This window comes from Desulfomonile tiedjei DSM 6799 (assembly GCF_000266945.1).
In the GTDB taxonomy this organism is placed as follows: domain Bacteria; phylum Desulfobacterota; class Desulfomonilia; order Desulfomonilales; family Desulfomonilaceae; genus Desulfomonile; species Desulfomonile tiedjei.
In genome coordinates this window covers 354,918-367,341 of record NC_018025.1, presented here as the reverse complement: position 1 = coordinate 367,341, position 12,424 = coordinate 354,918, and the positions used below count along the sequence as shown (strand labels likewise).

The following is a 12,424-nucleotide window of genomic DNA, read 5'->3' as shown; positions in this document are numbered from 1 at the left end:
TTTCCGTCATGAACCGCTTGGTGTACCCAACAGCGAAGGCGTTATTAGGGTATAAAATTCTTTCCCGATTCTCACTTTTCCCTGTCTTTCAATATCAATATGAGGAGGCGCCAGACGATATCCTACCAATTGGTCCGCAAGCACATAGAAATCGGTTTGGCCGAAAGAAAAATGGATCAACCACTTGGGAAGGACCCGCGGGGCGTTCTTCGGCCTGGACAAAGGCAAACGCCGAACCGTGCGTGATCCTAAATTAAGAGACTGCCTATCCATGTATGCTTCTGCCTGCTCTCGGGTGAGTAGATAGAGAGCTGTAAGGAATCCAGAAGGCAATCCCATACGAATCCCGGCCCAAATCACCAGCAATACGCCGCTGTTGGACGGCCGGTCGGATTCGAGAGGTCCGGAAAATAATTCCCCATTGAGATCCGAAAGATGTCCTACACGTTCGGATAAGAGGTGTTCGAGCGTTCCCAGTCTTCGAGTCATTTCTTCCACCGACATATCGCCTCCTTGGCGTAAAACACCAAGTATTCGCGACAGACGCTGGCTGACTTCCTGGAGCGAACGAATAGCGCTGCCCATCTGGCTGACCAATACTCGTTTGTCCTTGGGTTCGTTGGAACGATCGACCACGACTGTGGGTTGGGCCGGTTGGGCAACCGCGGCCATTATCTGACGATAGCTGTTTGTTATGGATGTAACAAGGGCTTTATTGGGAGGCCGTGTAGGCGCAGCGTTAAGCGCCTTCAATGCAGTGACACTGTCTTGAAGAAATCTCAGCAATGATGGGTGAGGAACTGAATCCGGGCGATCGAACCGCGGCAAAATACGCATGTTCATTGCCAGAATACTCTTGCCCGGACCATCGGATGAAAAAATTTGTTCGAGGCCTTTGAATTTCTGAAAAAGCTCTCTGACGGACTCGGGACTTACTTCCCATTCCAGGTTCAGAATAATGACTTCGATTTGCTCTATAGTGTCATCAAAAGAATTGAGTATCTTCTTTTTTCCAAGCGCTTGATTCGCCGCAGTAGCCGGGGCGGCCGCTCTTGCCGGTTGGGCCGTGGCTGGAGCCGGTTTCGGTGCGGGTGTAGATTTGGGTACAGGCTCGGGCTGGGGAGCGGGTGCGATTCTGGGTTCGGGTTGAGGGGCCGGAGCCGGTTTGGGCGGGGTTACCGCCTGCGTAGGTTTTGGAGCGGCCATTGGAACAGCTTGTGCCAGCGCCGCACCTGACCCTACTTGTTGAGAGGCGGCCTTTTCAGTCGCTTCCGGTTTTTCGTCTGAAAAAAGGCCACCAAACAGCTCCTCGATTTTGCGTCCGACAGCTTCGCCCAATTCTTCGGGTGACTTGTATTTTTGTTCAGTCACGTTGTTCTCCGCGCGATCAATAAAGCTCACGATCCAGTTAGGCTCATGCCTTTGTCCTTGAGGAGACGCGTACTGACATCCACCACGGTCATCATACAAACTTTCTTAAAAGTCTCTCGTACTCCATCACCTTTAAGAGCGCTTGCCGAGAATGACGGAAAATAATTTTGAGGATTCAGTTCCTTATCCATTTCCTCCAAAGGTATGATTGCCACTTTGCTACCTGCGAGGTCCCGCTTATTGTACTGCAGCACCACAGGCAGAGACTGAATATTCTTGCCCAGTTCCTTCAAATTTTCCTGAAGATTCTGAAAGCTCTCTACATTATTGTGCTTTCGAGCCTCAAGAGAGTCTGCAACGAAAACAATACCGTCGACTCCTTTGAGCACCAGTTTTCGAGTATCATTGTATCGCACCTGGCCTGGTACGGTGTAAAGGGATATTTTTATTCTAAATTTTCCAATACTGCCCAGATCCATGGGAAGGAAGTCGAAAAACAGGGTTCTGTCCCCCGAAGTATCGATGGAGAGGAGTTCCCCCCTCACCTGATCGCCCAATGCTTTGTGAATCGCAATAAGATTCGTTGTCTTCCCACCGCGACCCGGACCGTAGTAGACAATCTTGCAATGAATTTCGTCAGACCGAAAACTTATAATCGCCATCCAAACGTTCCTGTGACACTGTTGACCGGAAAGAGAACCGCTGTCGTACCGGGACTTCCACCCCTTCACCATTGATGCACTCTCCCGACAGCGAGAACCGTCAAAACTTTCAGGTGTTGAACCACTGCCGTAGATTTTCGGCAAACATCGCCTCAATCTCTTCGAGACCTTTCCTTACTTCCAATCGCACCAAACCCAAGTGAGTGTTGTTGTTAAAGATCGTTATCATGAGATATTCGTCGCCGACATTGGAGAAATGGATATTTTCCACTTTGCCCTTGTGAAAAAGGAGCGTGAACTCTTCTTCTCCGAACAAGCGAGCTATCGCTGTTGTAGCCCCGTAATTGGCCGCAGTCAATGCTGCTAAAGAAGCCACTTTTTCCTGATCCATGGATCCCTGGAAACTGATTAGCTGACCTGCTTTGTCTATCAACAGGACTGTATGCGCTCCGCTGCGTCCCAGAAGATTACCGAGAATTTCATCGATACGGTCGAGAGATTGTTTCGTTAATACCAAGTCTGCCATTTTTCTCACTCAATCCAGTAGTGGCATCTGTCTAGAGAAACCATGCTCTTGCTTCGGCTCCTGTGGGCCACTTCGGCTCATTACGTGAAACTCAGCCATCCGTCTTTCCATTAAGGTCCGTTATGGCTCCATTTTTTGCAGGCGCCAGCCCAAATCAGGAGTACGCGCCGACTCGGGCATGTCACTATGGGTTTCTAAAGCAAATTTTCTAGGAAGCGTTACGTAGACTATCGAGTCGCCGCATACTCTCCATGAGAAGAAAATCCCAACTTTCATGTATCGTTTCACTTTTCGAAGGATCGTTGTCACAGAAAAAAACGCCGAGATCCCACGATAGGATAGCGTAAAAAGCCTCTTCCCCATGCATATCGGATATTTCGGCGTGCACGATCTCGCCTTCCCGAAAACAAACAGTACCTTTCCGGGCACCGCTGCGCACGTGCATCCTGCACGTATTTCGGCCTATGCAAATCAACTGCACAATGTCATAGAGACTCGTATTCGTGATAGTTCCGCTGAAGCTTTTCGCTTTCAATGAATTTGCCCTTTTACGGAGGGTGGTTCCATACCCGGATTTCAGCTTTACGACATCTGTTGGGACCGATGCCGGAAAACTGCACCTCATTCCATACCAACTCTCCTAAACACTATGAACAGTGCTTTTCCCTTTAGATTCCATCTTATTTGTCAAGCCGATATCTTGCGCGACTATATCAGCGTTGTAAAATAAAATCAATAAATTCCAGCATGACGGACTAAATCTCGCGATTTTCCGGGAATTTTTTGCATTTCATTGGGAGTAAGTGTTTCTAACGTTTGACATTCTCACCCACTAATTCCGTGCAAAGAATAGGCGGAAAAACATTGCGTTAGGGTTATCGATCAAAAGATGCTATTTCTATGAACACCATTCGGAACTGCTTTGCGGAGGTATGCATGGCCGGTCTTAAATTCCTTAACCCCATCTTGAAAATTATGATCTGTGTCGCAGGCATGGTCATCATGGGGTACTATCTCTATGATTCTCTTGCACAAGGATTGTACGAAACCATCACCCTGATTCGCGCTCTGGTCTTTGTGGGATTCTGCTATCTCCTGGTACAAAGCGTTGGAGATCTGATGAAAGACAAGAAGGGAGAATGATCTTCTCGAGCGTCCTGAAAACGGAGTCTGTTACCCGACGAACTGACAGATTCTCAATGGAACCGCTCCTAAAGCGCCTTCAGAATGTTCAGCCTTCGAGTCGTTTTTTTGTTTTATCCTGAACCGACTTTATGCTAAGACATGGCCCCATAAATCACCATACCAGATTTTATCCTTGAGAGAAGCCCTGACGGCTTCTGATGTCCTGTCGTCGGGCTTTTCGTTTGTACAGAGCTTGAGGGGAGTAATTTCAAGCAATAGGTTCTTTTTTGCATTTATCGATTGAGAATTGCTATCTATTATGATAGAATCATAATTGTTTAATGTCCGCAAGGACATACAAGATCAAAATAAAGTGAGGTCCTCATGGAAAGGGTTATGGTTCTGGTTGTTGCAGCCGTCCTCTTTCTGGCTTGCGTTTCCGGGCCCGTTCAAGCCATGCAGGGTTGCGGACCTGTGGCACAACCGTGTCCGCAACGTACATTGATTACCAAAATGGTTCCATGCGTGAAAACGGAATTGGTTGCTGAAGTTCAGCCGGCTACTCGTATGGTGCCCGTGAAGAAAGTGGGCTATCGGATACAGAACGTCTTATTGAAAGGCACACCCGTAGGCCGGCCCTGCGGTCAGGATCCTTGCACAAAGTGCTGCCCTCAACCTTTCTGCCAGGTCGTGCAACAGAAAGTGCCCTATGTCTATTATGAGCCCCAGTGTGTGCCCTGGTACAATGTGGTTTACAGACCTGTGTGTAGAACTGTCATGCTGCCACAGACATACATGGTCGAGGCCATTCCCGTATGCGGAAAATAAGGATATGCCCCCCCTATACGTTCCCACGGGTCATTGCGTTTAGGGGGTATGTCCTTCTCCTCGTCCTGACGAACCCGTGAGCTCTGTTAGAGCAGTTGCAAAAAAATTCTGGCATTTTTATCCCACGCTCCAATACAAGATGTTAGTGGGACCGGCGTCTCTGCCGATACATCTTCCGGATATCATTGATTCTATTGAAGATGTGCCGGCACAGAGGCCGGCACCCACCAATACTCCTAATCCTCATTCGGCACTAATTTTGTCAATTCGTTAGTTTGAAGTCACTGTGATAAACGGGAATGCTCATTCCGGTTTGTGCCCCCCTTTATTAATGAGATACTGTGGCAACACCTCAAATGGCCAATGTTACGCGTTTGCCATGGCCCCCGGTTCCTCCGGATCCCACACTTTGGCAATGTTTTGCAGCAAAATGGGGCGAATATCATTTCGCAGTTATGCACATAATATAGCGAAGGCTGGAGTGTCCTGAGCGGAGCGATCAGACGGCTTTGCGTCGTCCGGAGCGAAGGATACTCCAGCCTCCCAGATTATGAAAAGAAAAGCGAACGGTGTGAGCATTGCTTTTCTTCCTGCATTGGCGCAAAATCATGCCCCCGCTTCACATAATCCCTGAGGTGCATGGAGCGAAGCGGGCCCACTTATCGACCGATGACGGTATATGAGCCAATCGGCAGTTGAAATTGAGAGATTACATAGACCATGATTGATATAGCATTTCTGTTTTCCCTTCCTGCCTTGTTGAAAATTCTTCTGACGTTTGCGGCGCTACTGGCCCTTAATCGTCTGTTCCCTTTGTACGTTTGTCTCCCAGTTATCAGCATTATGCTCGGCCTTTGGACGAAACTGTCCCTGTATGCCGTTTTGAGTATTATGGCTCAGGAGATTCTATCTCTTCCTGTTCTCATTCTTTCTTTGGCCATATCGCTCATAGTCGTGTTTAGCGACCTCCTGAGACGAAGCGGCCGCCTTGACAGTATCGTTTCATCGGTGAAAGCTATTTCTCCCACTCCGGGAGTAACCCTGGTGGTGTTACCTGCGTTAATCGGACTTCTTCCCATGCCGGGGGGCGCATTGTTTTCCGCACCCATGGTGGAGACAGCTCTGGGAAAAGCTCGAGTAAAACCTGAACTCAAGTTGATCGTGAATTATTGGTTCAGACACGTTCTGGAATTTCTTTGGCCTCTCTACCCCGGCTTCATTCTTGCCGTATCGATCTTCGGCATCTCAACATGGCAATTCGTAGTGTCTGAAGTACCTGCGACTTTCGGAGCACTCCTTGCGGGGGTGTTGTTCATACTGCCTGCCCTGCAGGTCGACGGCTTTGGTACAGGTCGGTTTTCATCGAGAGGTTTGTTGGATTTCGGCGTGGCCTTTTTTCCCATCGCTGCGGTGGTGGGGCTCATGTTCATCCTGCAGGCAGGCGTCGATGCTGGAACGAAATACTGGGAAATTTCTGTGCATCTTCCGCAACAGCTTAGTATGGCGGGTGCACTGGCCGCCGGCATTATGTACGTCGTGGCTGCAAACGCAATGAAGCGGGAGGATGTGAAAGGCGCTTTACTGAATCCCGGGATTGTTTCCATCATCCTGATGGTCTTCTCGATCATGGCATTTAAGGGAGTGCTCACGGAATCGGGCACAATCGACAAAATGCGCGTTGAGCTTCAGGCATACAGAATCCCCGAGATTGCAGTAATTATACTTTTGCCCCTGATTGCCGGACTTGTAACGGGTCTGGCTCTGGGCTTCGTTGGATCCTCCTTGCCCCTGGTGGCCACTTTGTTTCCCGCTGGAGAGAGCATCCTACCATATGCAATACTTGCGTACGGCTTCGGAATCGTGGGTATGATGCTTTCGCCCGTTCACCTCTGTTTCCTGGTGACTCAGGAGTATTTTCAAACGAACGCCTGGGATTCCTATACGTTTCTATGGAAGCCGGTGCTTTTTATCATAGGATGGATCGTCCTCATTTTCATCCTATATAAAGTTGTCATTTGAGTAGGCACCTGACGGCTATTTCATCTGTAGGGGTAACCGATGAAAGTCAGCGGAATCTTGATTCTGGGATTCAGTCCTGAGTCCAGTGCCCGAGAAGCAGGCATGCAGGAAGGTGATGTGATCGTTCAGTACAGGGGAATTGGAGACCTTACGGTCGACAAACTTACGGCCCTGACTACCGGAATAACATATAAAGGAATCGGAAGTCGTGTAGTCTATTTGAGAAACGGTTCCAAGTACTCGGTGATACTGCCCCAGGGACCTCTGGGCATTTCTGCCACAAACACCTTAATAGAAGATCCTTCCAATGTTATGAATGTCCTCCAGAAAATTCAGAAGACGTATCTTTTCATCGGAATCGTTTGCATTATCGGCCTGCCTGTTTTGATTGTAAGATCAGAAACGTGGACGATATTGTCAGGAGTCTTTGTTGCGACAGTTTATTGGGCAATATACTTCGGGCTGCGGTACAGAAGAGGGTGGGTCATCATTCTTATCCTTATCTTCTCTGCACTTAGCGGCGTCTCGTGCTTCTTCAATATCATGCAACCTGCACAGGATCTTAAGTCTCTCATCTCCAAGTTTTTTGGGTTCCTGTTATTTTTGTTCTTTGCATACAATCTTATCTTCTTCCGTAGAAAAGAGGTCCGACAGGTGTTTTCCGACAAAGATACTCTGGTGATTTAGTGTTGTGTCCACAGGCAGATGGGCGTCACCTATTCTCTCGAGATTTTGATAACCATTAACTCGAAATCACGGCTTGCTTATTTCGTTCGGGTTTACTTACAAATTTGAAAATACCGATGAATACTCTTTCAGCTTGACAGCCGGATGGTGGGAATAATAATCTGGATTCGTTCAAACAGAGTTTGTCCATCTGTCGATTCGCTATAGAGAGGCTCTTTATTCCAAACGGCATCACGAACTACACTCGTGTCGCTCATATTCACTGTAGGTTCCATTTTTCCGGATGACTGATAAGTCCTTCTCTCGCAATATATTTGTGCTGTAAGGGGAACGATGTTTCTCAGTTTGGTTCAAATCATACGTTCGTAATAGGGTACCAGTATTCCGGGAACATGACTTTCGCCTCTCTACGAAACTGCACAAGCTCGAAAACTGACTGACGGCTGCAACCTCACCAAACTGAGGTATACTGGGAATTCCGTATTAGGAGCCACTGATACGTGGAAAGCTGCGGAGACTGTTTTATCGTCAGGAACATTGATCCTGAGGTCGTTAACAGGCCATGTAATACCATTTCGCAGTTATGCACCGAAGATAGCGAAGGCTGGGGTGTCCTGAGCGAAGTGATTAGACGGCTCTGCGTCGTCCGGAGCGAAGGATACCTCCAGCCTCCCAGATTATGAAAAGAAAAGCGAATCGGCATAAGTTGTCAGAGCAGTCCTGTGCACCGCAATGCGCTGACCCCCTCGAATAAATGTGAAATTTCTGCAATCTCGAAAGGATTCATTGATAGCACCGCATTCAGATGAGTAATGAACCAGAGAGAGCTGCTTCGGAAAGGAGACTATCCGTGCTGACAGGTATCAAAAGAAGCTTGATGAGAAAAGTGGTAGTGTTCTGTTTATTAATGTCATTAATACCAGCCGCTCTCGTCGGATATTTGTCTTTCAGGGACGCCAGCCGAACGTTGCAGGAAGCTCAGTTGGAGAAACTGGGTGCTGCCAGAGATCTTGCTTCAAAGAATATACTCGATTATCTCCTCGTTAGTGTAACGGAAATGACCTTTCTGGCAGGCGGAGATTCCGCGCGGGAAGCCTTTGAAATACTCTCCTTTTACGCAACTGTGCGAGATTCGGAGAATAAGGCAGTCAAATTGGAGGCCCAGAGCGAAAAGTACGAGAGTATCGTGGAGAAAATGCATGCCAACTTCAAGCGTTGGATTTCGCTTTATGAACCAACCGAAGCTCAGCATGATCTTCTCGGGATAACAGGCGTAGGTCGAGGACACGTAAGTTACAGTGTGAAGAGACAGAAAGATTTTTTTCAGGAACTCGACGGCGAACTTTTGCGCGGCAGCGCTTTGAGCAAACTCTACGAGAAAGTAAGTCGTACGCTCAAACCTGCCGTTACTGATTTCAGCTTTTACCCGCCGATCGGCGCGCCGGCGGCTTTCATAGGGGTTCCGGTAATCAAAGAAGGAAAAGGATTTCTGGGGATGTTGGCCTTGCGGATCGGCCCGGAGAAGATTGATTCTCTCATGGCACTGACTGCGGAAATCGGCCAAACAGGGGACGCGTTTATTGTCGGTGAAGACTTGATCATGCGTTCCAATGCCCGAGGGAATCCCGGCTCGATCCTTAAAGAAAAAGTCGATACCCTCGCATCGAGAGAGGCTGTGAAGGGCGGCACGGGTATCGGCCAGACTGAAGGAACACGTGGAAAACAGGTGCTTACAGCATGGGAACCCCTGGGTCTCAAGAAGCAACCCTCATTAGGAGCAGATTTTGATTGGGGCATTGTCGTGAAAATCGACGCGGACGAGGCGTTTGCACCAGTTACGACGCTCGGCAGATGGGTGTTGGTGATTGTTCCGGTTATCGGTCTTCTCGTCGCGCTGATCGCCTTCATTCTCGCAAGGTCGGTAATAAAGATTATCACGGAGACTGCAGGCCGTCTCAGGGAGCTCAGCGCGGGCGATCTAACGGTCGAGATCCCGGAGTTCAAGAGAACTGACGAAATCGGATCGCTTGTGGTAGAGCTTCGAAACCTCGTAGCGACCTTGCGGTCCCGAATACGACAGGTATCTCAGGGGATCAATGTTCTCTCTACCTCTGCGGCTGAAATCTCTTCCACTGTTTACCAGCTCGCTCAGAACGCTTCCATGACCTCCTCCGCGGTGGCGGAGACGGTAACCACCGTGGCACAGGTGAAACAAGCTGCGGTGCTGGCAAGCGAAACGGCAAAAGACGTTGCAAAAAGCTCGTATCGAGCCGTTGAAGTCTCTCAAGACGGAAAACGAGCTACTGACGAGACTGTTGACAGAATGGGTTTGATCCGGCAGCAAATGGAAACCATTGGCGAAACCGTAGTCATGTTGAGTGAACATAGTCAAAGTATCGAAAACATTATCGGAACAGTCAATGACCTTGCGGATCAATCCAATCTGCTGGCGGTCAATGCTTCCATTGAGGCGGCCAGGGCCGGTGATCAGGGGAAAGGCTTCGCAGTAGTGGCTCATGAAATTAAGAGCCTCTCCGAACAATCTGCGGAAGCTACCACGCGTATTCGCTCCCTTCTCATGGACACGAGACAGAGAATCAATGCAGTCGTGCTTGCAGCAGAACAGGGAACCAAAGCAGTGGAAGCCGGCGTGCAGCAATCCGAAAAAGCAGGAGAAGCGATTCAGACACTATCGGAAACCGTTGCCCGCGCTGCACAGGCTGCAAACATGATCGAGACCACGAGTGACCAGCAGACCCTCGGCGTAACCCAAGTTGCCCAGGCAATGGCTAACATCGAATCCGCAACACAGCAGAACTCGTCGGGAATGGACCAGATCCAAGATGCAACGAAAAATCTCGACAATCTCGCTGCACAGCTCGAGCAGTTGGTCGCAGTGTACATTCTGGAAAAGAAAGCATAGTTGCCGACTTACCGGCACATCCCCTCTTCTTGGAGGAAGACGAGAGGGGATAGGCTGAAATATAGGAATTGCCAAAATGAATGTCTGATTGAGGATAGGAGTATTGGTGGGTGTCGGCCTCCGTGCCGGCACATCTTCAATATGATCAATGATATCGATAGAATGGACCGGCAGGGAGAAACTGTCTCAAAAGTCAAAATTTACCCCAGATCGTGTCACGAAGTTCTCATCGTCTTCACGGCCTGATTGTAGGGGCGCCCCTCGTGGGTGCCCGGTAGTGACCGGCCTCCGTGCCGGTCATTGCGGGAGGGCAGGCACGAGACCTGCCCCTACAAGGATGATGAATCGTGGCACGATGGTGCATACGAGAATTTTGAGACAGTCTCGGGACGCCGGTCCCTACTAGTATGTTCTATTCGAGCGTAGGAACAAACGTCAGAATTTTTGACAATCGCTCTATGCTCCCGGTTGATCAGATTTCTGTAAGACCGCTTTATGAAGGTTTCGCAGGATACCAAACCCCGCCTTTCATTGTGAAATCGTCTCAGGACGCTTTTGCACGGCCCTCTTGCACCAATCCCTGAAGTGCAAGCGCGAGTTGCTCGAGTCTTCTCGCTTCATCTTCCAGTTGCGTTGTGCTCTGCAAACTGGAATTCATGGCTGCTTCCACTCCCTTCATGGTTGACGAGACCCGCGCAACTCTTGCAAACTGTTTTTCGGTTGAGACAAAGATAAGATTCGATGCTTGAGAAAACTCCCGAATGCTCCCTGCAAGCTTTTCTATCGAGTCTCCGGCAGTTTGGCTCTGCTCCACACCGCTTTGCACGGCTTTCGCCCCTTCCTCGGTTGCGGACACAACGGCTGCAACGGATTTTCTGATATCGTACAGACTGCGTGACACCTGTTCAGTTGCCGCCCTGGATTGATCGGAAAGCGACTTGATCTCATGCGCCACCACTCCGAAGCTTCTGCCGTGCTCCCCGGCCCGTGCAGCTTCCATGGACGCGTTCACTGCCAGGAGATTGGATTGATCGTGCAAATCGTCTACTGCTGCAATAATATCTTCCACGTACCTCGTTGTTTCGCTCAAATGCATGACTGTGGAACGGACAAGTTCCATTTTGTCTTTGATCAGATTCATTTTCTGAACGGTTTCTTTGGTAGCATGGGTACCTTCTTCTGCAGTCTCGTCGGAATTACGTGAATGTTCCGAAACCTTCCGCGCCGTCTCATTTACGATTTTTGCGGTGCCTTCCATTTCCGAAACGGTAGATGTGGTCTCGGTGACTGCTGAAGCAGTTTGCGTTGCACTCGCATATAATTCGGAAGCTGCGGCTGCAATCTGATTCACAGAGGTTTTTAGGACGTTGATTCCTTCCAGGATCAATCGAGTGGATTGACCGAGCCCTTCAGCCATCTTGTTAAAGGTTGTGCTGAGGATCGTGGCTTCCTGAAAACCATACAGATCTATCCGTTTGAAGAGTTCTCCTTTACGGACCTCATCGGCCATTTCCGCTACTTGCAGCATCCCTTTGGCGATATGGTAACCTATAAGATAAAACGTTCCGACAGTCAGGATCAAAACCATAAGGACAGCGATGATTACAGTCTTCCAATGAGTTTTCAGAGTCTTTCCTACTAATGGAGTCCCCGACTCTTGCTGAATTGCTGCAAGCTCCAGAAACAGAGAACGAATAGACCCCAGAGAATCGTCATCCACAATGCCGGTGATTGCAGACCGGATTTCTTGTTCCGAAATCTCCTTCTTCCGCTTCAGATTTATTGCCGGTTCAACGACCTTATTTTGCCACAGGGCAAGTGCATTCCCGATTGCCTGTACGCGTTTCTCGTGTTCGGGATTCCCGGAGAGGGACTTCTTCAGCTCAGTCAAATTGTTTTCCAGGTTTTTTCGTGCAGCAGTCAGCCGATCCATATACGTTTGTCGCCCTGATATCATATAGCCGACAAGCCCGCTTTCCATGCGGCTCAACTCTTTTTGTGCCGCTCGGACGGCTCGATTGATGGATACATCGTCCTCGGTATTCTGCAAGAACGGCTGCAGGAATATCCCTATAATGCACACTATCAAGCCCAGAATTAATCCGGCAACAGCAAGCATAGTCCTTAGCTTGAGATTGTTCATGGAAATCCGACCTCCTGAGATACCCGGAAAAAGACGAGGGTCAGGTGATAGTTTGTTTAACAGAGTACGTGTAATCGGAAAAAAAGGGATTCGGTGCTTATCGGACTGTCCGAGAACCGCAGCATTCCCTGCTATTCTCT

The 12,424-nt window shown here is 49.1% G+C and carries 10 protein-coding genes; 5 read left to right on the top strand and 5 right to left on the bottom strand.

From position 1 onward, the window contains the following. Positions 1 to 6 precede the first annotated feature (6 nt). The 4 genes from DESTI_RS31545 to DESTI_RS01520 all read right to left on the bottom strand — a co-directional run bounded on the left by DESTI_RS31545 (position 7) and on the right by DESTI_RS01520 (position 3,184). Complete coding sequence (locus DESTI_RS31545) at positions 7 to 1,371, bottom strand: hypothetical protein (RefSeq protein ID WP_014808204.1); 1,365 nt, start codon at positions 1,369 to 1,371, stop codon at positions 7 to 9. A 26-nt stretch (positions 1,372 to 1,397) separates the two neighbouring features. After that, positions 1,398 to 2,033, bottom strand: coding sequence for a GTP-binding protein (locus tag DESTI_RS01530; protein ID WP_041286652.1), 636 nt, complete (start codon positions 2,031 to 2,033; stop codon positions 1,398 to 1,400). A gap of 109 nt (positions 2,034 to 2,142) precedes the next feature. Continuing rightward, positions 2,143 to 2,559 (bottom strand): roadblock/LC7 domain-containing protein, encoded by a 417-nt coding sequence (locus tag DESTI_RS01525; protein WP_014808202.1) that lies wholly within the window; start codon positions 2,557 to 2,559, stop codon positions 2,143 to 2,145. A gap of 208 nt (positions 2,560 to 2,767) precedes the next feature. Beyond that, complete coding sequence (locus DESTI_RS01520) at positions 2,768 to 3,184, bottom strand: DUF4388 domain-containing protein (protein WP_014808201.1); 417 nt, start codon at positions 3,182 to 3,184, stop codon at positions 2,768 to 2,770. A gap of 311 nt (positions 3,185 to 3,495) precedes the next feature. On the opposite strand from DESTI_RS01520, the gene DESTI_RS01515 reads away from it, so the two are divergent. From DESTI_RS01515 to DESTI_RS28265, 5 genes are all read left to right on the top strand, one after another. After that, complete coding sequence (locus DESTI_RS01515) at positions 3,496 to 3,702, top strand: hypothetical protein (RefSeq protein ID WP_014808200.1); 207 nt, start codon at positions 3,496 to 3,498, stop codon at positions 3,700 to 3,702. A 366-nt stretch (positions 3,703 to 4,068) separates the two neighbouring features. After that, positions 4,069 to 4,512: a hypothetical protein gene (locus tag DESTI_RS01505; protein WP_014808199.1), complete on the top strand. Its 444-nt coding sequence runs from the start codon at positions 4,069 to 4,071 to the stop codon at positions 4,510 to 4,512. Positions 4,513 to 5,232: 720 nt separating this feature from the next. Further along, complete coding sequence (locus DESTI_RS01500; protein ID WP_014808198.1) at positions 5,233 to 6,531, top strand: DUF401 family protein; 1,299 nt, start codon at positions 5,233 to 5,235, stop codon at positions 6,529 to 6,531. A gap of 39 nt (positions 6,532 to 6,570) precedes the next feature. Then, positions 6,571 to 7,218 (top strand): PDZ domain-containing protein, encoded by a 648-nt coding sequence (locus tag DESTI_RS01495; RefSeq protein WP_041285873.1) that lies wholly within the window; start codon positions 6,571 to 6,573, stop codon positions 7,216 to 7,218. Positions 7,219 to 8,095: 877 nt separating this feature from the next. Then, a complete protein-coding gene (locus tag DESTI_RS28265) occupies positions 8,096 to 10,141 on the top strand; it encodes a methyl-accepting chemotaxis protein (protein ID WP_169316363.1) in 2,046 nt (681 codons plus the stop codon). 544 nt (positions 10,142 to 10,685) lie between these two features. Here DESTI_RS28265 and DESTI_RS28260 read toward each other — a convergent pair. Next, on the bottom strand, positions 10,686 to 12,284 hold the full coding sequence (locus DESTI_RS28260; protein ID WP_014808195.1) for a methyl-accepting chemotaxis protein: 1,599 nt from the start codon (positions 12,282 to 12,284) through the stop codon (positions 10,686 to 10,688). Between the last annotated feature and the right edge of the window lie 140 nt (positions 12,285 to 12,424).